The organism is Streptomyces sp. LMG1-1-1.1, assembly GCF_040815545.1.
In the GTDB taxonomy this organism is placed as follows: Bacteria; Actinomycetota; Actinomycetes; order Streptomycetales; family Streptomycetaceae; genus Streptomyces.
Genome location: NZ_JBFPNH010000028.1, coordinates 43,186 through 65,312 on the forward strand (window position 1 = coordinate 43,186; position 22,127 = coordinate 65,312).

The following is a 22,127-nucleotide window of genomic DNA, read 5'->3' on the forward strand; positions in this document are numbered from 1 at the left end:
TTCCCGCTCCCCACGGTTGTTCCCGCACGCCGAAGGTGGGGTCATGGCAACGACGACCTCGCCCCCGACCGCTCCCCCCACCCCCGCGGCTCCCCCGGAGCTCAACGGCCGCACCCGGCTCATCCTCTTCGTGCTGTGCGCCGCCCAGTTCATGGTGGCGCTCGACTTCTCCGTCCTGAACGTGGCGCTGCCCGTCCTCGGCGCCGACCTCGGCCTCGGCCAGTCCGCCCTCCAGTGGGCCGTCACCGCCTTCGCCCTGCCGTCCGGCGGCTTCCTGCTCCTCTTCGGACGGATCGGCGACCTCTACGGCCGCAAGAAGCTGTTCCTCGCCGGGCTCGCGCTCTTCGGCGCCGCCTCGCTGCTGGCCACCTTCGCCTGGAACCCGGCGGTCTTCCTCACCGGCCGCGCCCTCCAGGGCCTGGGCGCCGCCGCGATCGTCCCCACCGGCATGTCGCTCCTGACGACCACGTTCCCCGAGGGGCCGCTGCGCGACCGGGCGCTCGGCGTCTCCGGCACGGTACTCTCGCTCGGCTTCACCGTCGGCATGGTGCTCGGCGGCGTCATGACCGACACCCTCGGCTGGCGCTCCACCATGGGCCTGCTCGCCCTCTTCACCCTGGTGGTGCTGCCGCTGGCGCCGGGCCTGCTGCCCGAGTCCCGCACCCCGGAGCGGCCCCGGCTCGACGTGCCGGGCGCGGTGACCGTCACCGGCGGTCTGCTGGCCCTGATCTACGCCCTGTCGACGGCTGCCCAGCGCGGCTTCGGCGGCGCCGACGTGCTGGTCACGCTGGTGGCGGGGCTGCTGCTGCTCGCGGTCTTCGTGCGGGTCGAGTCCCGGCACCCGGCCCCGCTGGTCTCGCTGCCGATGCTGGGGCGGCGGACGGTCGCCTTCGGCAACCTGGGCGGTCTGATCACCTTCTCGATGATGTCGACCGTCGTCTTCGTCCTGACCCTGTACCTCCAGGAGACGCTGCACCTCTCGGCCTTCGTCACCGGCCTGATCTTCGGCGTGCAGGGCGTGTCCGCGATCGTGGCCGGCACGCTCGCCCCGAAGGTGATCGGCCGGCTCGGCGCCCGCCGCGTCCTGGTCGGCTCGCTCGTCGGGCAGGGCCTGCTGACCGCCGCGATCCTCGGCGTGGGACGGGACTCCGGGGCCGTTCTCGCGACCGTCGCGGCCTCGCTGGCCTGCATGTTCCACCTGGGCGCGATCATCTCGTACGGGCTGACCGTCACCTCCGGCGTCCCGGACGAGGAGCAGGGCCTGGCGACCGGCCTGGTGACCACCACCCAGCAGGTCGGCCTCACGATCGGCATCCCGCTGCTCGGCGTGCTCGCCACCACGGGCGGCGACCTGTTCGGCGGCGTCCGCACGGTCCTCGCCCTGGACGCGGCGATCGTCCTCGGCACCGCGGTCCTCGTCGGCCTCGGCCTGCGGCGCAGCTCCTGAGTCAGGGGCGGTCGAGGCGGAGCCGTACCGCCTTCGGCAGACCGGCGACGACGAGGTCGTACGAGTCCTCGACGAGCTCCCGGACCATCCGGTCCGGGAGCTCTCCGACGGTCACGGTGTTCCAGTGCCGCTTGTTCATGTGGTAGCCGGGGGCGACGGCGGGGTACTCCGCGCGGAGCCGTACCGCCTCGTCCGGGTCGCACTTGAGGTTGATCCGCAGTGGATCGCCGTCGAGCCACGACAGCGCGAACATCTTCCCGGCCACCTTGAAGACGGAGGTGTCCGGTCCGAACGGGAACTCCTCCGAGGCGTCGTTGAAGTCCAGGCAGAGCGTGCGCAGCTCGTCGGGGGTCATTCCGTCGCGTCCTCCGGTTCCAGGGGTTCCACCAGCACGGTGACGATCTTGTTCCGGCGGCCGGCCGGCGCCTCCGCCGTCAGCCGCAGCGAACGGCCGTCGGGCAGTTCCACGACCGCCGCGGCGCCCGCGATCGGGACGCGGCCGAGCGCCTTGGCGAGCAGCCCGCCGACGGTCTCCACGTCCTCGTCGTCGTACTCGTCGGGGCCCAGGCCGTACAGCTCGCCGAGGTCGCCGATGTCGAGCCGGGCGGTCACCCGGTGGCTGCCCTCGCCGAGGTCCTGGACCGGCGGCAGTTCCCGGTCGTACTCGTCGGTGATCTCGCCGACGATCTCCTCCAGGATGTCCTCGATGGTGACGATGCCGGCCGTGCCGCCGTACTCGTCGATGACGACGGCGACGTGGTTGCGCTCCTGCTGCATCTCGCGCAGCAGGTCGCCCGCGTTCTTGGTGTCCGGCACGAAGGCGGCGGGCCGCATCGCGGTCGACACCAGGTCCGCCTCGGAGTCGCGGTTGACGTGCGTCTTGCGGACCAGGTCCTTCAGGTACACGATGCCGACGATGTCGTCCTCGTTCTCGCCGGTGACCGGGATCCGGGAGAAACCGGAGCGCAGCGCGAGCGTGAGGGCCTGACGGATCGTCTTGTACCGCTCGATGCAGATGAGGTCCGTGCGCGGCACCATCACCTCGCGCACGAGGGTGTCGCCCAGCTCGAAGACCGAGTGCACCATGCGGCGCTCCTCGTCCTCGATCAGCGACTCCTGCTCGGCGAGGTCGACCATGGCCCGCAGCTCGGCCTCGGAGGCGAAGGGGCCCTTGCGGAAGCCCTTGCCCGGCGTCAGCGCGTTGCCGATGAGGATGAGCAGCTGCGGGATCGGGCCCATGATCCGGGCCAGCGGCAGCAGGACGTACGCGGCGGCGGTCGCCGTGTTCAGCGGGTGCTGGCGGCCGATGGTGCGCGGCGAGACGCCGACGGCCACGTACGAGACGAGGACCATGACGGCGATGGCGACGAGCAGCGCCTCCCAGGTCTCCGGGAAGGCCTCCAGGCAGGCGTAGGTGACGAGGACGCCGGCCGCCATCTCGCAGGCGACCCGGACGAGCAGCGCCACGTTGAGGTAGCGGGTCGGGTCGGAGGCGACCTGCGCGAGCTTCTCCGCCCCGCGCCGCCCGGACCGTACGGCCTCGGCGGCGCGGAAGCTGGAGACGCGGGCGATACCGGCCTCGGCGCAGGCGGCGAGCCAGGCCACGATGACCAGCGCGACGGCGCCGAGGATCAGCGAGACGTCCATCGGGTCAGGACACGGTCGGCGCCGGGGACGGGCCGGTGAGGCCCTTCTCCGCGCGCCAGCCGTCGACGATCGCCGCCTGGAGGCCGAACATCTCGGCCTTCTCGTCCGGCTCCTCGTGGTCGTACCCCAGGAGGTGCAGCACCCCGTGGACGGTGAGGAGCTGGAGCTCCTCGTCCATGGAGTGCTCGGTCGGCGCGTCCTTGCCCTGCTGGGTGGCGACCTCGGGGCAGAGCACGATGTCGCCGAGGAGCCCCTGCGGGGGCTCCTCGTCGTCCTTCGCCGGCGGGCGCAGTTCGTCCATCGGGAAGGACATGACGTCCGTCGGACCCGGCAGGTCCATCCACTGGATGTGGAGCTGCTCCATCGCCTCCGCGTCCACGACGATCACCGAGAGCTCGGAGAGCGGGTGGATGCGCATGCGCGCGAGCGCGTAGCGGGCGATGTCGAGGATCGCCTGCTCGTCGACCTCGGTACCGGACTCGTTGTTGACGTCGATCGACATGGTGCTTGTGTACTTCTCTCGTTAAGTCGTCACAGCCCGTTGCGGCCGTTGCGGCTGTCGTACAGCTCGTACGCGTCGACGATACGGCCGACGAGCTTGTGCCGGACGACATCCTGCGACGTGAGGGTGGAGAAGTGCACGTCCGGGACGCCGTCCAGGATGTCCCGGACCTGTCGCAGACCGCTCTTCGTCCCGTTGGGCAGGTCGACCTGGGTGACGTCACCGGTGATGACGATCTTCGAGTCGAAGCCGAGGCGGGTGAGGAACATCTTCATCTGCTCGGGGTTCGTGTTCTGCGCCTCGTCGAGGATGATGAACGCGTCGTTCAGCGTGCGTCCGCGCATGTACGCCAGGGGTGCGACCTCGATCGTCCCGCTCGCCATGAGCTTGGGGATCGAGTCGGGGTCGAGCATGTCGTGCAGGGCGTCGTAGAGCGGCCGCAGGTACGGGTCGATCTTCTCGTAGAGCGTGCCGGGCAGGAAGCCCAGGCGCTCGCCCGCCTCGACGGCGGGCCGGGTCAGGATGATCCGGGTGACCTGCTTGGACTGCAGGGCCTGGACCGCCTTGGCCATGGCGAGGTAGGTCTTTCCGGTACCGGCGGGGCCGATGCCGAAGACGATCGTGTGCTTGTCGATCGCGTCGACGTACCGCTTCTGGTTGAGCGTCTTGGGGCGGATCGTGCGGCCCCGGTTGGAGAGGATGTTCTGCGTGAGCACCTCGGCGGGGGTCTCCTCGCCGCCCTCCGCCGAACCGTCCCCGCTCGCCCTGAGCATGGCGATCGAGCGTTCCACTGCGTCCTCCGTCATCGGCTGACCGGTGCGGAGCACCAGCATCATCTCGTCGAACAGGCGCTGGATCAGGGCGACTTCCGCCGCGTCGCCGACCGCGCTGACCTCGTTGCCCCGGACATGGATGTCGGATCCCGGGAACGACCTCTCGATGACGCGGAGCAGCGAGTCACCGGAGCCGAGGAGGCTCACCATCGGGTGCTTGGCGGGGACCGTGAACTGGGCGCGGGCCTGACCGGGCGCGCCCTCGTGGGCCGCGCCGTTGTGGGCTGTGGGTGTCTGAGTCATGGGCCGGCACTGTGGCCTGCGCATACCTCCCGTTGCGGGGTTCTCGCCGCTCGACAACCTCTCGGTCCCCAAGCCTACGACTTGGCGGCGGCGGGTCGAAGGAATTTACGAGGCCGCGGCCCGGAAGCCGATCGTCGGCACGGCCCGGCGCAGCGGCCAGGGGCGGGCGGGGGCGGGCAGGAGGCGCTCCAGGAAGGCGTAGCGGCCGCGCAGGGCCTCGGGGTCCTGCTTGGCGTGCCCCTGGACGTGCTGCCACCAGGCGGCGATCTCGCCCCAGGTGGGGGCGGAGAGGGAGCCGCCGAACTCCTGGACGGAGAGGGCGGCGGTGAGGCCGGCGAAGGCGAGCCGGTCGGCGAGGGGCCAGTCGGCGAGGGTGCCGGTGACGAAGCCGGCGACGAAGACGTCCCCGGCGCCGGTGGGGTCGAGGGCGGCGACCTGGATGGCGGGGACCTCGGCGGTCTCGCCGGTGGCGCCGTCGACGGCGTAGGCGCCTTCGGAGCCGAGGGTGACGACGGCGTAGCGGACCTTGTCGGCGAGGGCGCGGGCGGCGGCCCGGGGGCAGTCGGTGCGGGTGTAGCGCATGGCCTCGGCGGCGTTCGGCAGGAAGGCCTCGCAGTGCTCCAGGTCGGTGAGCCCGGCGAGGTCCCAGCGGCCGGTGTCGTCCCAGCCGACGTCGGCGAAGACCTTGGCGCCGCCGCGGGCGGCCCGGGCGACCCAGTCCTCGGAGCGGCCGGGGACGAGGGAGGCGACGGCGGCGCGGGCGTGCGGCGGGTAGGCGGGCAGGGCGCCGTCGAGCGGCGGGGCCTCGTGGCCGTGGGAGACCATCGTGCGCTCGCCCTCGTAGGCCATGGAGACGGTGACCGGGGAGTGCCAGCCGGGGACGGTGCGGGAGAGCGAGAGGTCGATGCCCTCGCCCTGCTCCAGGGCGTCCCAGCAGTACTCGCCGTAGTGGTCGTCGCCGAAGGCGGCGGCGAGGGAGGTGCGCAGGCCGAGGCGGGCGAGGGCGGTGGCCATGTTGGCGACGCCGCCGGGGCTCGAGCCCATGCCGCGGGCCCAGGATTCGGTGCCGCGGACGGGGGCGCTGTCGAGGCCGGTGAAGATGATGTCGAGGAAGACCGTGCCCGTCAGGAAGACGTCGCAGGCGGGGTCGGTGGGTTCGCGCAGGCACACCAACGGGTCGACCCCGGCGTCGTGTTGCGGCTGGTCTCCCCTTGCTGTGGTCACGGCGGCTCCCCGTACGTGGTGCGGATCAGCCCAGTGTGCCCGATGGGGGCCGGGTGAAGGGTGGGACGCACGAGGAAAGCCGGTCTCTTACCCGTATACCCGCACACCAAACCGATGGTGACCCGGATCACACACTTTACCCTCGGGTACCACCTTCTCGGACAACTCACCTGCTTGATACACATGGTTCCGCGACCCCGTGCTCCGTGCACCACCGGGCGCTCCACCCCTCCCTTTCCGTTCCCGGGAACGCCCATGTCGTCGCGCCTGCGCGGCTCGGGGGCCCTCGTCGCCCTCGTCGCCCTCTTCACCGCCGGTTACCTCGCCCCGTACCTGCTGCCGACCGTCGTCGGCCGCCTCGCCTCGGGCCTCGGCCTCGGCCCCTCCCAGGCCGGCCTGGTCGGCTCGGTGCTGCTGCTCGGCTCCTCCGCCGCCGGATTCACGCTCGCCGCGCACGGCGAACGGATCGGCCCCCGCACGGCGGCCCGCGCGGGCCTCCTCGCCATGGCCGTCGGATACGGCTCCGCCGCCGCGACCCACACCGTGCCCCTGGTGGTCGCGGGCACGGTCCTCGGCGGCCTCGGCTCGGGCACGGCGACGGCGGTCGCCGCGGCCGGGATCGCCGGCGAGCGCGACCCGCACCGGGCCTCGACACTGGGCCTGCTCACCGTCTCGGCCACCGCGGGCGCCCTCTACCTCACGCTGCCGCACCTGGGCGGCGGCCACGCGCCCCCGCTGCTCGCGATCGCCTGCGCGGCGGTCCTGGTGTGGCCGCTTACGGGCCGGCTGGCGGGTTCCACGCGCGCGCGTGGAACCCGCACGGACTCCCCCGCGGGCCCGCTGCCGTACCGCCGGGCCGGGGCCGTGCTCGCCGGGGGCATCCTGTGCTGGTCCCTCGCGCAGAACGCGCTCTGGGGCGTGAGCGGCCGCATCGGACTGACCCAGGCCGGGCTCTCCGAGGTCACCGTCGGCGCGGTCTTCGCGGCGGCGCTCGGCGCGGGGCTCGCCGGGGTCACGGCGGCCGGCGCGCTCGGCTCGCGCCTCGGCCGGGCGGTGCCGATCGGCGTGGGCACCGCCGCCATAGCGGCCTGCGTGCTGCTGAGTTCGGCCGCCGGGAGCCTGGCCTCCTTCGCGACCGGCGAGATCCTGTGGAACGCCGTCTACCCGGTCGTCCTCTCGTACCTCCTCGGCCTCGCCGCCTCCCTCGACCCGCGCGGCCGCTGGGCCGTCCTGGTCGGCTCGGCGTCCTCCCTGGGCGTGGCCTGCGGCCCGGTCGTCGGCAGCCTGCTGTCGGAGAGCGCCGGGTATCCGGGCATGGGCGTGGTCCTCTGCGCCCTGCTCCTCCTCGTCGCGGTCCCCATGACGGCCGTGGCCCGGCACGCCTCCGGCCGCCCCCTCGTCCCGGGCTCCGTCCGGCGCCGCGGCGGCGCCCCGGCCGCGGTCCTCGCGGGCACGGCCTCGGCGTCCTCCGCCCTCGTCCCGCAGATGGGCGCGCCGGAACAGCCCGTCACCGAGTTCCCCGTCCGCACGGCACACCGCCGCGCGGCGAAGTCCGCCTTCCGCCTGGCGCGGCCGTCGGACCGCGGATAGCGGCGGCTCCGCCCCTCCCCACCTGCGACGTTCGCCTCGCGGCGAGGCCCCGCCACCGGCGCGGACATGCGCGGGAGCGGGGCCTCGGAGCGTACGGAAGGCCTTTCGGGCAGCCGTCAGTAACGCTCGATCCTGTTGGCGTTGATGTCGTCCAGCACTCCGATGATCCTGCTGTAGCGCTGCGTGGTGCCGGAGTTCACCGGGAGGAGCAGCGTGTCCTGTGCGTAGATCACGGCCTCGCGGACGTTGTGCAGGCCCAGTGACTGGGTGGTACGCGAGAGGATGGCCGTTCCGGCGTTGATGCGCCGGGTGGCCAGGTTGAGGTAGACGGCCAGCAGCTGCTTGCCCAGGACGCTCTTGGGCGCGTTGTCGTCGCGGAAGGCCGCGGTGACCTCGGCGGCGGACAGGGCCCCGCTCCGGTCGGTGTCGTACCGCTGGTCGGTGGCCTGGACGCGGGCCAGGAACTCGGCGGTCCACAGCCCCGGGTGGTTCCTCCAGTAGCCCTGGGAGAGCGGGTCGCGGCTGGGCGGCGTCACGGTGATGGTGGTGGTGGCGGAGTCCGTGACGGGCGCGAAGGTGCACGCCCCGCCGGCGTTCTTGTAGCCGACGGACACGGTGTCGGTGTAGGTGGTGCCGGCCAGGGCCAGGAGCGTCGGCCTCGCGGTGAAGACGATCTGCCGGTCGCCGGAGTGCGCCGGGAGGCTGCCGACGTTCCAGACCAGGGTCCGGGTGCCGTCCTCGTTGAGGGTCACGGAGCTCGGCCTGGGGCCGGTGCCGAGATCGAGTGCCTGGCTGTAGTACACGCCCGCCGGCAGGGTGTCGGTGAGGGTGACGCCGGATGCGGCGCCGCTCCCCGTGTTGGCGTAGGTGAGGGTGTACGTGATGGCCTGGCCCGCGTCGACGGTGGCCGTGGCGGCCTTGTCCACGGTCAGGACCGGGGCGTGCACGGTGGTGGTCGCCCGTGCCGTGTTGTCGTCCGTGTACGGGTCGGGCACGCCCTCGGTGTCGGTGCCGGTGACCGTGGCGCGGTTGGTGAGGACCGTGCCGTCCGCCGTGTCGCACGGTACGAGGTAGGTGAAGGCCGGTGTGACCGTGGCGGTGGCGCCGTTGGCCAGGTCGGCGAGCGAGCGCTGCTGGGTGCTGCCGTCGGGCAGGGTGTCGTCCACGTGGACGCCCGTGGCGGTACCGGGTCCGAGGTCGGTCACGGTGGTCGTGTAGTGCACCGTGGCCCCGCCGGTGGCGTCGGCTTCGTCGGCGGACTTGGCGATCTTGAGGTCGGCCTGCTGGAACATGGCGCGGACCGATTCCTCGGTCAGCTCCGGCAGGAGCGGGCGGTCTCCGTCGGCGAAGAACCCGGCGTTGAGGCGGGGGTTGTACTGGATGTTCGCCCAGTCGTCGAAGCCGCCCAGGCTCTGGCCGGGGCTGGCCTTGCTGCATCCGCCGTCGTCAGGACCGATGGACTGGATGTAGTTGATGTCGGCCGGGATGGCGGATTCCTTGTCGCCGCCGGTTTCGTTCCAGTCGATGGGACCGTTCGTGGCGGGTGCGACGCGCAGCTTGCCGGCGACTCCGTAGACGGTGTTGCGCGCGGGTGAGGGCGTCCCGTACACGCCGTTGTTCTCGTTCAGGCTCGCCTCGTCGAGCACCGTGGCCGGGGTCGTCCCGAGGGCCGTGCCCCGGGCCGCGCTGGAATAGTCCAGCGGCCTCGCGGCGTCCCTGCCCGCGAACTGCAGGGTGTAGTTCATGACACTGAGGTAGTTCGGTTTGCAGTTGACCGCGTCGTTGCCGCCGTGTCCCAGGCTCAGCGTGTGCCCGAGCTCGTGCATGAAGGTGGCGGCCTCGGCCTTCCTGCGTGCGCCGATCTTCTGGATCGTCGAGGAATCCCAGGTGTCCAGGGTCACGATGAAGTCGTTGCCGCCCTGCGGGCCCACGGAGGTCCACTCGGAAGTGCCCGACGCCGTCGACGCCTTGGGCGGCGTGGATCCGTCGAAGAAGGTGAGGGCGAAGAGCATGTAGCGGAAGGCCTGGCGTTTCGCACTCAGGACGTTCGCGCAGTTGGGGCTGGACCGATCGGCTGCCGAGCCGAAGAATCCGGTGCAAGGGCCCGGCGGGCTCCCGCTCTTCAGGTCGTTGAAGTCGTCCGCCGTGCCAGGGCCGTCCGACCGCCACATGAGGGGGTTCACGGTCGTGACGGCTTCTCCCTCCGTCACATGGAGGTTGACGCCCCGGAACTTGGTCTTCGTCGCGTCGGCCGGATCGGGGTACGGGTCGACCGGAGCCTCGGCGAACGCCTTGACCACGTCGGCGAGGGCCTCGGCCTGAGGCTTGGTCTCGGCCATGTAGTCCGCCTCGACGAACAGGTCCTTGCGGTAGGGGACGGCCCCGTACGGCTGGTCCCCCAGGGGCAGGTCCACGGTCCCGTCGGTGTCGAAGTCGTAGCCCCTGCCCGGGACTTCCCAGGTGTTCATGAGACCGTCGCCGTCGCTGTCCTCGTTGTTCGCCAGGCTCACGCACGAGGGTGTGGTGATCGTGAAGTAGCCCCGGGCCACGGGGCCCTCGCTCTCACCGGCCAGGGTGGGGACCCCCGCTCCCTGTTGACCGGTCAGACCGCTGCCGGTGAACGTGCAGGTCATCAGGTCGAATGTGAGGTTGAGGTCGTTGCTCGAACCGACCCACCGGACGGGGTCGTCGGCGCTCAGGTCGTCCTGGTCCCACAGTTCCAAGTGGATGGCGACGGGGTTGTGGCTGGTGTCCACGGTTGCCGTCCGGACCCAGTTGGTCCTGAAGTCGGCCCCGTGGGCGCAGCAGTAGTCGTCTTTCCCGTCGAACAGCCCCTGGTGGTCGATTTCGAATTTCGGATAGTAGTCGTTCCCACACGCCTCGCCGTCTCCCTCGTCACAGGAGATTTCGACGACCCGGTAGAGGCTCACGGTGACTTGCTCGGTGGCGGCGTGGGCGGAAGTGGCGCCTACGGCGGCCGAGCCCACGAGCATCAACAGGAGTGCGACGAACAGACGCGCGCACCGACCGACCCTTGACATGCGATGGTCCTCCTCAAGGCCTCACGGCCCCGTTGATAGAGGAGCGGATTTTTCCCGATCATGGCACTCGCCGTCGGACCCGAAACGGGCAACACGCCTGCCCGCCGCCACCGCCTGCAAGTGTGCTCGACCGGCCCATCACCGCCGCGGAATCATCGGATGGTCGGCCGGTGCGAAGGCGCGATCATCGAAACCGGAGAGCGCATGGAAGAGGCCTAGGGCCTGTCGTCAAACTCCCGTCGTCGCCCGAAGGGCGGCCCTGCGGCGTCAGGTGCGTGCTCTCGGCGTGCCGGGCGCGAGTCCTCGTACTGGACGTACTCGGGCTTGTGCCCGGTGCGGCGAGAGCGCGTGCATGGCGTCGCGGGGCAGACGGGAGTGTGACGACAGGCCCTAGGCGGCGCCGAAGTCGAAGGCCTCCACCTCCGCGAGGTACCGGGCCCTGCGCGGCTCGTCGTCTTCCAGGAAGGACGCCTCGAAGGAGTTGCGGGCGAGTTCGCGGAGCTGCTCCGGCTCCAGGGCCAGGGCGGTCCGGACCGCGTCGAAGTTGTCGCCCGCGTAGCCGCCGAAGTAGGCCGGGTCGTCGGAGTTCACCGTCACCAGCAGGCCCGCGGCCATCATCGTGCGGAGCGGGTGGTCGGCGAGGGTGTCGACGACGCGGAGCCGGACGTTCGACAGGGGGCAGAGGGTGAGCGGGACCCGCTCGCGGGCCAGCCGCTCGACGAGCTCCGGGTCCTCCATGCAGCGCAGGCCGTGGTCGATCCGCTCCACGCCGAGCACGTCCAGGGCCTCGCGGACGTAGGCGGCGGGGCCCTCCTCGCCCGCGTGGGCGACGCGGCGCAGGCCGAGCCGGGCGGCCTCCTCGTACACCTCGCGGAACTTGGCCGGCGGGTGGCCGACCTCGGCCGAGTCCAGGCCGACGCCGGTGATCCGGTCCAGGTACGGCTTCGCGGCCTCCAGGGTCGCGAGCGCCGACTCGGCGGACTCGTCGCGCAGGAAGCACATGATGAGCCGCGTCGAGATGCCGTACCGCTCCTCGGCGCGGTCGAGGGAGGCGCCCAGGCCCTCGATCACGGTGCCGATCGGGACGCCGCGGGCGGTGTGCGCCTGCGGGTCGAAGAAGATCTCGGCGTGCCGGACGCCCTGGGCGGCGGCCCGCTCCAGATAGGCGTCCGCGAGCTCCGTGAAGTCCTCGGCGGTGCGCAGGACCGCCACCAGGCCGTAGTAGAGGTCCAGGAAGGACTGGAGGTCGGTGAAGCGGTACGCCTCGCGCAGGGCGGCGGTGTCCGCGTACGGCAGGGTGACGCCGTTGCGCGCGGCGAGCGCGAAGGCCAGCTCGGGTTCGAGGGTGCCTTCGATGTGGAGGTGCAGTTCGGCCTTGGGGAGCGCCGGGGGAAGCGCCGTGGGGAGGTGCATGGGTGGTGCTCTATCTCTTCGGTACGGGGACCCTCATGAGGTCCTGGGCAATGCTCAGCTCGCCGTCGAACCCGGCCGCCCGCGCCTGCCGTTCGAACTCCGCGGGGTCGGAGTAGCGCTGCGAGAAGTGGGTGAGGACGAGGTGCCGCACCCCCGCGTCCCGCGCGACCGACGCGGCCTGTCCGGCCGTCAGATGGCCGTGGTCGGTGGCGAGCCGGACGTCCTCGTCGAGGAAGGTCGACTCGATGACGAGCATGTCGGCGCCGTCGGCGAGGGCGTGCACGCCGTCGCAGAGGCGGGTGTCCATGACGAAGGCGAAGCGCTGCCCGCGCCGGACCTCGCTGACCTCGTCGAGCGTGACGCCGTCCAGGACGCCGTCGCGCTGGATCCGGCCCACGTCGGGGCCCTTGATGCCGTGCGCGGCGAGCTTCTCGGGCAGGATGCGGCGCCCGTCGGGCTCGGTGAGCCGGTAGCCGTACGACTCGACGGGGTGCGAGAGCCGGCGCGCGTCGAGGGTGTACGCCTCGGTGACGGCGAGCGGCCCGTCGGCGGCGACGGGCGACTCGGTCAGCTTCACGGTCTCCCGGTACGCCGTGGCGTACCGCAGCCGTTCAAAAAAGTGCTGCCCGCTCGCCGGGTAGTGCGCGGTGACCGGGTGCGGGACCTGGTCGAGGTTGATCCGCTGGATCACCCCGGCCAGGCCGAGCGAGTGGTCGCCGTGGAAGTGCGTCACGCAGATCCGGTCGAGGTCGTGCGCGGCGACCCCGGCCCGCAGCATCTGGCGCTGGGTGCCCTCGCCGGGGTCGAAGAGGATGCCCTGGCCGTCCCAGCGCAGCAGGTAGCCGTTGTGGTTGCGGTGCCGGGTCGGGACCTGGCTCGCGGTGCCGAGGACGACCAGTTCGCGTACGGACACGGCTTATCCGGGGGGCCAGTTGAGGCCGCGGCCGCCCAGCACGTGCGCGTGGGCGTGGAAGACCGTCTGGCCGGCGCCCGCGCCGGTGTTGAAGACGATCCGGAAGCCGTGGCCGTCGACCTTCTCCTGGGCGGCGACCTCGCCGGCCTCGCGCAGTATGTCGGCGGCCACCGTCGGCGCGGCGGCGGCCAGCGACGCGGCGTCCGGGTAGTGGACGCGCGGGATCACGAGGACGTGCGTCGGCGCCTGCGGGTTGATGTCGCGGAACGCCAGGGTCGTCTCGGTCTCGCGGACGATCGTCGCCGGCACCTCCCCCGCCACGATCTTGCAGAACAGGCAGTCGCTCTGCGGCTCTCCGGCCATGGCCCGGGCCTCCTCGCCTCCGTCGGTCAGTACACGCGCATGCTATCGGCCGCCCCCGTCGCCGACGCGTCCCCGGTCAGTCCTTCGGCGCGCGCCGGTTCAGGGCCGAGCGGCTCACCCAGTACGTGATGATCACGGCCCAGAACAGGGGCGTGCCGAGACCGCTCACCACCCCCGAGTCGAAGGACCACAGGGCCGGCGCGGCGAGCGAGTAGAGACCGAGGAGCCCGACCGCCCCGGCCATGAACAGCACGGGCCGGCAGTTGCGCGCCACGAGGAGCAGGGGCCGGCGCAGCCGGGGCGGCACCCGGCGGGCCATCCACACCGCCCACCCGGTCCACGAGCCGACGACCACGGCCTCGCCCGCGAGGAGCGGGACGGCCGCGTCGGCCCAGCCCGCGCCGTCGGGGACCCAGGCGAGGGCGACGGCGGAGGCCACGAAGCCGAGCAGGGCCACCCAGCGGGCCCCGGCGACGGTGTTCCAGGCCATGGCCTCCAGGTTGTAGCGGGCCTTGCGGTCGTGGAGGTCGAGCGCGGCGGAGGCGACGAAGCCCTCGGCGGCCTGGGTCCACGCGCCGCGGCGGAACCAGCGGCGGCGCAGCCGCAGCAGCGACAGGTTGTTGTGGGCCTCGCTGCTCTGCGGGTTGAGCCGCAGCGTCGTCTCGTACGCCCGCTGCGCGGTGACCCGGTCGCCCCGGCGCTGGGCGGTCAGACCGACCAGGAAGTGGGCCGCGTCCTCCTCGGGGGCGAGGGCGACGGCGGCCCTGGCCGCCTCGTACGCCTCGACGGTCCGGCCGGGCGTGCGGGCGTGCTCGCCGTGCTCCGCGAGGGCGGTGCCGAGCGCGTAGTGCGTGCCCCAGTACTGCGGGGCGAGTTCGACGGCGTGCCGGGCGGAGGCCTCCGCCTCCGGGTACCGCTTGGCGGCGAGCAGGATGTGGACGCGCATGAGCCAGCCCCCGAGCAGTTCGGGCCGGGCCCGCAGGGCCTGGTCCACCGCGGCCAGGGCGGCGGGCCCTGCCCCGCTCCGGTGGTGGCAGCGGGCGAGCAGCACCAGGGCCTCGGCGTCCTCCGGATCGGTCGCCAGGTGCTGGGCGACGAGCTGCCCCGCCTGCGCGTACCGCCCGGTGTCGTACAGCGCCTCGGCGCGCAGCAGCGCGGTCGGTCCGCCCGGGGCGGTCACAGCTTGCGCTTCCGCTTGAGGTGGGCGAGGAGGTCGTCGTACAGGCCGCCCTCGTTGGCGAACATGGCGACGTTCCGGGCCGCGGCGAACCACGGCTCCGTCGACGGCTTGATCTGCTTGGCCGCGCCGAGCAGGTCCTTGGTGGTGATCAGCCGTACGGAGCCGGTGCGGGCCGAGTCGAGGAGCGCCGCCTCTGCGGCCGTCTCGCACACGTGCGCGAGGTCGGCGCCGGAGAAGTCCTCGGTGACCTTGACGAGCTTGCCGAGGTCGACGGCCTCGATCGGGCGGTCCCGCAGGTGGTAGCGGAGGATCGACTCCCGGGCGCCGGCGTCCGGCGGCAGCACGAGCAGGGTGCGGTCGAGGCGGCCGGGGCGGCGCAGCGCGATGTCCACGTCCCAGGGCACGTTGGTGGCGGCGAGCACGAAGACGCCCTCGTTGCCGGCGCCGCTCGCGATGCCGTCGAGCTCGGTGAGCAGCTGGTTGACGACGTTGCGCAGACCGCTGTGGTGGGTGCGCGAGCGCTTGGCGCCGAGGGCGTCCAGCTCGTCGAGGAAGACGACGCAGGGCGCCTGGCGGCGGGCGGTCTCGAAGATGTCGTGGATGTTCTTCTCCGAGGCCCCGATCCACATGTCGAGGACGTCGGAGAGCGACACCGTGAGGAAGTTCGCGCCCAGCTCGCCCGCGACGGCCCGCGCGACGAACGTCTTGCCGCAGCCGGGCGGCCCGTAGAGCAGCAGCCCGCCGCGCAGCGACTTCCCGTACAGCCTGCGCAGTTCGGGGTTGCGCATCGGCGCGAGGAAGGCGGCCTCCAGGCGGTCCTTGACCTCCTCCATGCCGCCGACGTCCGCCAGCCGCACGGCCCCGGGCGCGTCGACGTCCCAGGCGGCCGCGTCCCCCGCGGTCCCCTCGCCGCCGTCGGCCTGCGGCGCGTCCAGGAACCGGGGCCCGACCAGGTCCCGCACCTGCTGCTCGGCGGCGTCCCAGTCGAAGGCGGGTGCGGGCCCCGCGGGCCCTTCGTGAGCCGGGGCGGGCGCGGGCGGCTCTTCGGGAGCCGGGGCGGCCGCGGGCGCGGGCGGCTCGTCCGGAGCCGGACCGGTCGTCGGCGCCGCCGCCGTCGTGGTCGTCGGCGTCGGAGCGGGCGTCGGCGCCGCATCGGGCCCCGGCGCCGACGAGGGGGCGGGCGCGGCGGCCGGGGGCAGGCCCATCGCCCGCACCATCAGCGCCCGCACGGCCGCGTCCCCCGGCGCGTGCTGGAGCGCGACCGCCGCCTCCGCGACGGCCTCGTCGTTCCGCCCCTCGGCGAGGAGGAGTTCGGCGAAGTGAAGACGCAGGGGTACGTCACCCGGGGCGGCGCCCACGGCGGCGCGCAGACTGCGGATCAGAGGGGACTCGTCGGCCATGCGGCCAGCCTAAGGAGCGGCGGGGGGCCGTTGTCCACCGGGTGCGGCAGGGCGCGGGGCGTAGGGTGCCCGGCATGAGACGGGAAGGCGCGCCGCGCAGGCTGACCGTGGACGGGACCGTGTGGCTCTGGAACGTCCGGCACCGGCACCCCGACTGCCGGACCGTGCTCTCCCTGCGGCGCGCCGAGCACCGGCACGCCCAGCTCCGGCTGGTGTTCCGCGACGGCCCGGGCCGCATCGTGGCCGGCTACCCCTTCGGCCTCGGCGACGTCGCCTCCACCGGCGGCGACATCCTGAACCTGAACCAGCCCGGTGTCGTACGCCGCTTCCTGGCGGAGGCCGCGACCCGCGGCCTCCTCCCCACCGCCCACGGCGTCCACGAGGAGGACGCCTGGCCCCTCTACGACGCCCTGACGGCCACGGACCGGGCGGGACTCACGGACGGGGCCTAGGGGGTGGCTTGCCGTTCAAGCCGGGCTCGCGGGCCTGAAGGACAGGAGAATCCCTAGCTCCAGCGGCAGGTGCGGCCCAGGACGAGGGCGGTCGCCGCCGTGCCCGCCGTGGAGGTGCGCAGGACGCTGCGGCCCAAGCGGTAGGGCTTCGCGCCGGCCGCCTCGAAGGCGGCGAGCTCGTCCGGCGAGACCCCGCCCTCGGGGCCGACGACCAGGACGATCGAGCCCTTCTCCGGGAGTGCGGCGGTGGCGAGCGCGCCGCTCGAGTGGTCGCGGTCCTCGTGCAGGACGGCCGCGAAGTCGGCGCCCGCGAGGAGCGCGGCGACCTGCTTCGTGCTCATCGGGTCGGCGACCTCGGGGAAGCGGGTGCGGCGCGACTGCTTGCCCGCCTCGCGGGCGGTGGAACGCCACTTGGCGAGGGCCTTGAGGCCGCGGTCGCCCTTCCACTGGGTGATGCAGCGGGACGCGGCCCACGGCACGATCGCGTCCACGCCGGTCTCCGTCATGGTCTCGACGGCGAGTTCGCCCCGGTCGCCCTTGGGGAGCGCCTGGACGACCGTGATGCGCGGCTCCTCCTCGGGATCCTCGGACACGGACGAGAACTCCACGGTCAGCCGGTCCTTGCCCTCCGCGGCGACCACCACGCAATCGGCCCAGCGGCCCCGGCCGTCGGTCAGGACGACGCTCTCGCCCGGGTTCAGCCGCTTCACGGAGACGGCGTGCCGGCCCTCGGGCCCGTCCAGGACGAAGCGCCGGGTGTCGGGGAGGACGTCGACGACGAAGACGGGTGCGGTCATGAGGCGCTCCTGTGGGCGATCTCGGAGAGGGCGGTGTCGAGTTCGGCGGCCAGCACCTCGACCAGCTCCCCGGCGGGGAGCGCCCGGGCGAGCCGGTGGCCCTGCCCGGCCCACAGGGCCATGCCCTGGGCGTCGCCGGCGGTGGCGGCCGCCTTGCGGATCGGGGCGGTGAGGTGGTGGATCTCCGGGTAGGCGGCGGGGGCGTACGGCCCGTGCTCGCGCATGAAGCGGTTGACCAGTCCCCGCGCCGGACGCCCGGAGAAGGCCCGGGTGAGGGCGGTCCTGGTGAACAGCGGGTCGGTCAGGGCCCCCTTGTGCAGCGGGTGGGCGCCCGACTCGGGGCAGCCGAGGAAGGCGGTGCCGAGCTGTGCGGCGTCGGCACCGGCGGCGAGGACGGCGGCGATCTGCGCGCCGCGCATGATCCCGCCGGCGGCGACGATCGGCAGTCCGACGCGCTCGCGGACCTGGGTGACGAGGGCGAGCAGCCCGGTGCCCGGCACGCCCTCGTCGGCCGGGTCGTCGCGGTACGTGCCCTGGTGCCCGCCGGCCTCGACGCCCTGGACGCACACGGCGTCGGCGCCCGCCCGCTCGGCGGCGACGGCCTCGTCGGCGGAGGTGACGGTGACGATCGTGAACGTGCCGATCCGGGCGAACGAGGCGAGGACCTCGGGCTCCGGGCAGCCGAACGTGAAGGAGACGACCCGGACCGGGTCCTCGCGGAGGATCGCCAGCTTGGCGTCGTAGGCGTCGTCACGGCTGTCGTCGGCCTCGCCGAGCGGGGTCTCGTACCAGGTGGCCTCGCCCGCGAGCTGGTGGCGGTAGACCTCCACCGCGGCGGGGTCGGCGGGCCGCCCGTCCTGCGGCATGAAGAGGTTGACGCCGAAGGGACTCGAGGTGAGTCGGCGTACCTGCTTGATCTCCTGGTACAGGCCTCCGGCCGTCTTGTACCCGCCGGCCAGGAAGCCGAGCGCCCCGGCCTCGCAGACGGCTCCGACGAGCTCGGGACAGGAGGCTCCACCCGCCATGGGGGCCTGCACGATCGGAAACCGAGAGAGATCGTTCAGTGCGGTGGTGGACATATGGGCATCGTGCCATGCCCCTGCTTCCCGGCCGAATCCGTACGTCAGGTCATGGAAGCACCCGCTCCGCAAGCGGAGGGAGGGGCGGCACCCGCGATCCGCGGGTGCCGCCCCTCCCTCCGTACAGCTCGGTCCTACCGCCCGTTGAAGGCGTCCTTCAGGCGCGAGAACAAGCCCTGCTGGCCCGGCTGGAACTGGCCGGTCGGCCGCTCCTCGCCGCGCAGCTTGGCGAGCTCGCGCAGCAGCCGCTCCTGCTCCGCGTCGAGCTTGCCCGGCGTCTGGACCTCGACGTGCACGATGAGGTCACCCCGGCCGTTGCCGCGCAGGTGCGTCACACCACGGCCGTGCAGCGGGATCGACTGGCCGGACTGCGTGCCCGGCCGGACGTCGATCTCCTCCAGGCCGTCGAGGGTCTGCAGCTGCACCTTGGTGCCGAGCGCGGCCGCCGTCATCGGCAGGGTGACCGTGCAGTGCAGGTCGTCGCCGCGCCGCTGGAACGTCTCGTGCGGGGTCTCGTGGATCTCGACGTACAGGTCGCCGGCCGGGCCGCCGCCGGGGCCGACCTCGCCCTCGCCCGCGAGCTGGATGCGGGTGCCGTTGTCGACACCGGCCGGGATCTTGACCGTGAGGGTCCGGCGGGACCGGACCCGGCCGTCGCCCGCGCACTCCGGGCACGGCGTCGGGACGACGGTGCCGAAGCCCTGGCACTGCGGGCAGGGCCGGGAGGTCATGACCTGGCCCAGGAAGGACCGGGTGACCTGGGAGACCTCGCCGCGGCCACGGCACATGTCACAGGTCTGCGCGGAGGTGCCGGGAGCGGCGCCCTCGCCCGAGCAGGTCGTGCAGACGACCGCCGTGTCGACCTGGATGTCCTTGGTGGTGCCGAAGGCCGCCTCGTTGAGGTCGATCTCCAGGCGGATCATGGCGTCCTGGCCGCGGCGGGTCCGCGAGCGCGGGCCGCGCTGCGAGGCCGTGCCGAAGAAGGCGTCCATGATGTCGGAGAAGTTGCCGAAGCCACCGGCACCGAAGCCGCCCGCGCCGCCTCCGCCGGAGGCCGAGAGCGGGTCGCCGCCGAGGTCGTAGACCTGCTTCTTCTGCGGGTCCGACAGGACCTCGTAGGCGGCGTTGATCTCCTTGAAGCGTTCCTGCGTCTTCGGATCGGGATTGACGTCCGGGTGCAGCTCGCGGGCGAGCCTCCGGAACGCCTTCTTGATCTCGTCCTGGGACGCGTCGCGGCGCACGCCGAGTACGGCGTAGTAGTCCGTGGCCACTTACGACTCCGCCAGGATCTGTCCGACGTAACGTGCCACTGCGCGTACCGCTCCCATCGTTCCGGGGTAGTCCATGCGGGTCGGTCCGACCACGCCGAGTTTGGCGACTGCCTCGCCGCCCGAACCGTAGCCGACCGAGACCACGGACGTGGAGCTCAGCCCCTCGTGGGCGTTCTCGTGCCCGATGCGTACGGTCATGCCCGATTCCTTGGCCTCGCCGAGCAGCTTGAGGAGCACGACCTGCTCCTCCAGAGCTTCCAGGACGGGCCTGATCATCAGGGGAAAGTCGGGTCCGAAGCGGGTCAGATTGGCGGTGCCGCCGATCATCAACCGCTCCTCGTGCTCCTCCACGAGCGTCTCCAGGAGGGTCGCGAGCACGGTGGAGACCGTGGCGCGGTCCTCGAGCTCCTCGAAGGAATCGGGAAGGTCCTGCACCAGCTGCGGCACGTCGGCGAACCGGCGGCCGACGACCCGGCTGTTGAGCCGGGCCCGCAGGTCGGCCAGCGAGGCCTCGCCGAAGGGCACCGGGCAGTCGATGACCCGCTGCTCGACCCGTCCGGTGTCCGTGATGAGCACCAGCATCAGGCGGGCCGGGGCCAGCGAGAGCAGCTCCACGTGCCGGACGGTCGAACGGGTCAGCGAGGGGTACTGGACGACGGCGACCTGACGGGTCAGCTGGGCGAGCAGCCGGACCGTGCGGCCGACGACGTCGTCCAGGTCCACCGCGCCGTCGAGGAAGTTGTGGATGGCGCGCCGCTCGGGCGTCGACAGCGGCTTGACGCCGGCCAGCCGGTCGACGAAGAGCCGGTAGCCCTTGTCGGTCGGGATGCGGCCCGCGCTGGTGTGGGGCTGCGCGATGTAGCCCTCGTCCTCGAGGACCGCCATGTCGTTGCGCACCGTGGCCGGCGAGACGCCGAGCTTGTGCCGCTCGGTGAGCGCCTTGGAGCCGACGGGCTCCTCCGTCCCGACGTAGTCCTGGACGATGGCGCGCAGCACCTCGAGTCTGCGTTCGCTGAGCATCGTGCGCACCTCCAGCTGTCGACGTCGTTCCGGTTGCTCCGCTTTTGGCACTCACCTGGTCCGAGTGCCAGCGGTCCCCGGTCAGTGTACGGCGGCCGGCATCGCTCCTGGCAAGGAGGCGGCGCCCCCACCGGCTAGCGTCGCCCCATGGACGTGGATTGGGAAGCGCACGGATGGGAACGCCTCGCGGACGGGGTGGGCCGGCGACGACTGCCCCGATGGGACGCCACGGCCGGACTGGTACTGGGGGAACGGGCGGTGCTCCTGTACGACACGGGATCCTCCCTCGCCGAGGGCGCCGAACTGCGGGCCCAGGTGACGGCACTCACAGCCGGCCGCAAGGTGACGCACATCGCACTCAGCCACCCCCACTTCGACCACGTCTTCGGCACCGCCGCCTTCGCGGGCGCCGAGGTCTTCGGCGCGGTGGGTGCCGACGACCTCCTCGGCCGGGCGCGGGAGCGGGAGGAGCTGCGCACCGACGCGGTACGGCACGGCCTGGACGCGGCGGCCGCAGCGGAGGCCGCGGACGTCCTGGTGGCCCCGCGGCACGTCGTCTCCGGCGAGTGGACCCTCGACCTGGGCGGCCGGCAGGTCCTCCTCGCGAACGTGGGCCCCGGCCACTCCGGCCACGACCTCGCACTCTGCGTGCCGGGCGCGCGCGAGGTGGTGTTCTGCGGCGACCTGGTCGAGGAGTCCGGCGAGCCGCAGGCGGGCCCGGACGCGATCCCGGCCCGCTGGCCGGACGCGCTCGACCGACTGCTGGACCTCGGCGGCGAGGACGCCCTGTACGTGCCGGGGCACGGTGCGGTGGTCGACGCCACGTTCGTACGACTCCAGCGGGAGGAACTGGCGAGGCGCTTCTCCGTCGCATAACGTCGCCCGAATGCGCAGCTACAACCCGGATCTGACGCCCCCTTGGAAGCGCTCGGCGCCCGTGCCCGAGGTGCCCGCCGACCGCGACCTCGTCGTCGAGGAGGTCACGACGGGCTTCTGCGGGGCGGTCATCCGCTGCGAGGCGGGCACGGTGACCCTGGAGGACCGCTTCGGCAAGCACCGGGTGTTCCCGCTCGACCCGCGGGGCTTCCTCCTGGAAGGCCGCGTGGTGACCCTGGTCCGCCCCTCCGCCGCCCCGGCCCGCCCCACCCGCACCGCCTCCGGCTCGGTGGCCGTGCCGGGCGCCCGGGCACGCGTGGCCCGCGCCGGCCGGATCTACGTCGAGGGCCGCCACGACGCCGAGCTGGTGGAGCGGGTCTGGGGTGACGACCTGCGCGTCGAGGGCGTCGTCGTCGAGTACCTGGAGGGCGTCGACGACCTCCCGTCCATCGTCGCGGACTTCGCCCCGGCCCCCGACGCCCGGCTCGGCGTCCTCGTGGACCACCTGGTCCCGGGTTCGAAGGAGTCGAAGATCGCCGCCCAGGTGACGTCCCCCGACGTCCTGGTCGTCGGCCACCCCTACATCGACGTCTGGGAAGCGGTGAAGCCCTCCTCCCTCGGCATCCCCGCCTGGCCCCACGTCCCCCGCGGCCAGGACTGGAAGACCGGCGTCTGCCGCGCCCTCGGCTGGCCCGACCACACCGGCGCCGCCTGGCAGCACATCCTCTCCAAGGTCACTTCCTACAAGGACCTCGAACCCTCCCTGCTCGGCCGCGTCGAAGAACTGATCGACTTCGTCACCGCCCCGTAGCCCCGCGTGGGGGCAATCGTCCCGC

At 72.7% G+C, this 22,127-nt stretch carries 20 protein-coding genes; 5 read left to right on the forward strand and 15 right to left on the reverse strand.

Annotation, left to right across the window (positions count from 1 at the left end; all coding sequences use genetic code 11):
- Positions 1 to 43: 43 nt before the first annotated feature.
- A complete protein-coding gene (locus MRBLMG1_RS16565) occupies positions 44 to 1,447 on the forward strand; it encodes an MFS transporter (protein ID WP_367824782.1) in 1,404 nt (467 codons plus the stop codon).
- A 1-nt stretch (position 1,448) separates the two neighbouring features.
- On the opposite strand, the gene MRBLMG1_RS16570 is transcribed toward MRBLMG1_RS16565, so the two are convergent.
- The 5 genes from MRBLMG1_RS16570 to MRBLMG1_RS16590 form a co-directional block, all read right to left on the reverse strand.
- Positions 1,449 to 1,802, reverse strand: coding sequence for an MmcQ/YjbR family DNA-binding protein (locus MRBLMG1_RS16570; RefSeq protein ID WP_367824783.1), 354 nt, complete (start codon positions 1,800 to 1,802; stop codon positions 1,449 to 1,451).
- Entirely contained in the window at positions 1,799 to 3,094 is a 1,296-nt protein-coding gene (locus tag MRBLMG1_RS16575) for a hemolysin family protein (protein WP_367824784.1), read from the reverse strand. The genes MRBLMG1_RS16570 and MRBLMG1_RS16575 overlap by 4 nt, the downstream gene beginning before the upstream one ends.
- A gap of 4 nt (positions 3,095 to 3,098) precedes the next feature.
- Positions 3,099 to 3,596, reverse strand: a complete 498-nt coding sequence (gene ybeY, locus MRBLMG1_RS16580; protein ID WP_250760877.1) for an rRNA maturation RNase YbeY — start codon at positions 3,594 to 3,596, stop codon at positions 3,099 to 3,101.
- A gap of 29 nt (positions 3,597 to 3,625) precedes the next feature.
- Positions 3,626 to 4,672, reverse strand: a complete 1,047-nt coding sequence (locus MRBLMG1_RS16585; RefSeq protein ID WP_367824785.1) for a PhoH family protein — start codon at positions 4,670 to 4,672, stop codon at positions 3,626 to 3,628.
- A 105-nt stretch (positions 4,673 to 4,777) separates the two neighbouring features.
- The gene (locus MRBLMG1_RS16590) at positions 4,778 to 5,896 is read right to left on the reverse strand and encodes a carbohydrate kinase family protein (protein WP_367824786.1); all 1,119 of its coding nucleotides are present in this window, start codon (positions 5,894 to 5,896) and stop codon (positions 4,778 to 4,780) included.
- Between the two features lie 255 nt (positions 5,897 to 6,151).
- Here MRBLMG1_RS16590 and MRBLMG1_RS16595 point away from each other — a divergent pair, with 255 nt between their 5' ends.
- Positions 6,152 to 7,486, forward strand: a complete 1,335-nt coding sequence (locus tag MRBLMG1_RS16595; protein ID WP_367824787.1) for an MFS transporter — start codon at positions 6,152 to 6,154, stop codon at positions 7,484 to 7,486.
- Positions 7,487 to 7,602: 116 nt separating this feature from the next.
- On the opposite strand, the gene MRBLMG1_RS16600 is transcribed toward MRBLMG1_RS16595, so the two are convergent.
- The 6 genes from MRBLMG1_RS16600 to MRBLMG1_RS16625 all read right to left on the reverse strand — a co-directional run bounded on the left by MRBLMG1_RS16600 (position 7,603) and on the right by MRBLMG1_RS16625 (position 15,796).
- Positions 7,603 to 10,527, reverse strand: coding sequence for a DUF7507 domain-containing protein (locus tag MRBLMG1_RS16600; RefSeq protein WP_367824788.1), 2,925 nt, complete (start codon positions 10,525 to 10,527; stop codon positions 7,603 to 7,605).
- Between the two features lie 390 nt (positions 10,528 to 10,917).
- Entirely contained in the window at positions 10,918 to 11,940 is a 1,023-nt protein-coding gene (locus MRBLMG1_RS16605) for an adenosine deaminase (RefSeq protein WP_367824789.1), read from the reverse strand.
- A gap of 10 nt (positions 11,941 to 11,950) precedes the next feature.
- Positions 11,951 to 12,853, reverse strand: coding sequence for a ribonuclease Z (locus MRBLMG1_RS16610; protein WP_367824790.1), 903 nt, complete (start codon positions 12,851 to 12,853; stop codon positions 11,951 to 11,953).
- A gap of 3 nt (positions 12,854 to 12,856) precedes the next feature.
- Positions 12,857 to 13,216, reverse strand: a complete 360-nt coding sequence (locus tag MRBLMG1_RS16615; RefSeq protein WP_367824791.1) for a histidine triad nucleotide-binding protein — start codon at positions 13,214 to 13,216, stop codon at positions 12,857 to 12,859.
- A 76-nt stretch (positions 13,217 to 13,292) separates the two neighbouring features.
- Positions 13,293 to 14,396 (reverse strand): tetratricopeptide repeat protein, encoded by a 1,104-nt coding sequence (locus MRBLMG1_RS16620; RefSeq protein ID WP_367824792.1) that lies wholly within the window; start codon positions 14,394 to 14,396, stop codon positions 13,293 to 13,295.
- Entirely contained in the window at positions 14,393 to 15,796 is a 1,404-nt protein-coding gene (locus MRBLMG1_RS16625; protein ID WP_367824793.1) for an ATP-binding protein, read from the reverse strand. Before MRBLMG1_RS16625 ends, MRBLMG1_RS16620 begins: the two co-directional genes overlap by 4 nt.
- Before the next feature lie 74 nt (positions 15,797 to 15,870).
- On the opposite strand from MRBLMG1_RS16625, the gene MRBLMG1_RS16630 reads away from it, so the two are divergent.
- A complete protein-coding gene (locus MRBLMG1_RS16630) occupies positions 15,871 to 16,248 on the forward strand; it encodes a hypothetical protein (protein WP_367824794.1) in 378 nt (125 codons plus the stop codon).
- A gap of 53 nt (positions 16,249 to 16,301) precedes the next feature.
- Here MRBLMG1_RS16630 and MRBLMG1_RS16635 read toward each other — a convergent pair whose 3' ends face one another.
- From MRBLMG1_RS16635 to hrcA, 4 genes are all read right to left on the reverse strand, one after another.
- The gene (locus tag MRBLMG1_RS16635; protein ID WP_367824795.1) at positions 16,302 to 17,045 is read right to left on the reverse strand and encodes a 16S rRNA (uracil(1498)-N(3))-methyltransferase; all 744 of its coding nucleotides are present in this window, start codon (positions 17,043 to 17,045) and stop codon (positions 16,302 to 16,304) included.
- Complete coding sequence (locus tag MRBLMG1_RS16640) at positions 17,042 to 18,124, reverse strand: nitronate monooxygenase (RefSeq protein WP_367824796.1); 1,083 nt, start codon at positions 18,122 to 18,124, stop codon at positions 17,042 to 17,044. Before MRBLMG1_RS16640 ends, MRBLMG1_RS16635 begins: the two co-directional genes overlap by 4 nt.
- Positions 18,125 to 18,258: 134 nt before the next feature.
- Positions 18,259 to 19,395, reverse strand: coding sequence for a molecular chaperone DnaJ (gene dnaJ / locus MRBLMG1_RS16645; protein WP_056559063.1), 1,137 nt, complete (start codon positions 19,393 to 19,395; stop codon positions 18,259 to 18,261).
- Entirely contained in the window at positions 19,396 to 20,415 is a 1,020-nt protein-coding gene (hrcA, locus tag MRBLMG1_RS16650; RefSeq protein WP_367824797.1) for a heat-inducible transcriptional repressor HrcA, read from the reverse strand.
- Between the two features lie 147 nt (positions 20,416 to 20,562).
- Between hrcA and MRBLMG1_RS16655 the strand changes: the two genes are divergently transcribed.
- Positions 20,563 to 21,291 (forward strand): MBL fold metallo-hydrolase, encoded by a 729-nt coding sequence (locus MRBLMG1_RS16655; RefSeq protein WP_367824798.1) that lies wholly within the window; start codon positions 20,563 to 20,565, stop codon positions 21,289 to 21,291.
- Between the two features lie 10 nt (positions 21,292 to 21,301).
- A complete protein-coding gene (locus tag MRBLMG1_RS16660; protein WP_367824799.1) occupies positions 21,302 to 22,102 on the forward strand; it encodes a DUF3097 domain-containing protein in 801 nt (266 codons plus the stop codon).
- Positions 22,103 to 22,127: the final 25 nt, after the last annotated feature.

Coding starts and splice junctions, on each gene's coding strand:
- MRBLMG1_RS16595 (WP_367824787.1), top strand. CDS start 6,152: ATGTCGTCGCGCCTGCGCGGCTCGGGGGCCCTCGTCGCCCTCGTCGCC.
- hrcA (WP_367824797.1), bottom strand. CDS start 20,415: ATGCTCAGCGAACGCAGACTCGAGGTGCTGCGCGCCATCGTCCAGGAC.
- MRBLMG1_RS16630 (WP_367824794.1), top strand. CDS start 15,871: ATGAGACGGGAAGGCGCGCCGCGCAGGCTGACCGTGGACGGGACCGTG.
- MRBLMG1_RS16605 (WP_367824789.1), bottom strand. CDS start 11,940: ATGCACCTCCCCACGGCGCTTCCCCCGGCGCTCCCCAAGGCCGAACTG.
- MRBLMG1_RS16660 (WP_367824799.1), top strand. CDS start 21,302: ATGCGCAGCTACAACCCGGATCTGACGCCCCCTTGGAAGCGCTCGGCG.
- MRBLMG1_RS16570 (WP_367824783.1), bottom strand. CDS start 1,802: ATGACCCCCGACGAGCTGCGCACGCTCTGCCTGGACTTCAACGACGCC.
- MRBLMG1_RS16635 (WP_367824795.1), bottom strand. CDS start 17,045: ATGACCGCACCCGTCTTCGTCGTCGACGTCCTCCCCGACACCCGGCGC.
- MRBLMG1_RS16600 (WP_367824788.1), bottom strand. CDS start 10,527: ATGTCAAGGGTCGGTCGGTGCGCGCGTCTGTTCGTCGCACTCCTGTTG.
- MRBLMG1_RS16640 (WP_367824796.1), bottom strand. CDS start 18,124: ATGTCCACCACCGCACTGAACGATCTCTCTCGGTTTCCGATCGTGCAG.
- MRBLMG1_RS16655 (WP_367824798.1), top strand. CDS start 20,563: ATGGACGTGGATTGGGAAGCGCACGGATGGGAACGCCTCGCGGACGGG.
- MRBLMG1_RS16585 (WP_367824785.1), bottom strand. CDS start 4,672: ATGACTCAGACACCCACAGCCCACAACGGCGCGGCCCACGAGGGCGCG.
- MRBLMG1_RS16615 (WP_367824791.1), bottom strand. CDS start 13,216: ATGGCCGGAGAGCCGCAGAGCGACTGCCTGTTCTGCAAGATCGTGGCG.
- ybeY (WP_250760877.1), bottom strand. CDS start 3,596: ATGTCGATCGACGTCAACAACGAGTCCGGTACCGAGGTCGACGAGCAG.
- MRBLMG1_RS16565 (WP_367824782.1), top strand. CDS start 44: ATGGCAACGACGACCTCGCCCCCGACCGCTCCCCCCACCCCCGCGGCT.
- MRBLMG1_RS16575 (WP_367824784.1), bottom strand. CDS start 3,094: ATGGACGTCTCGCTGATCCTCGGCGCCGTCGCGCTGGTCATCGTGGCC.
- MRBLMG1_RS16625 (WP_367824793.1), bottom strand. CDS start 15,796: ATGGCCGACGAGTCCCCTCTGATCCGCAGTCTGCGCGCCGCCGTGGGC.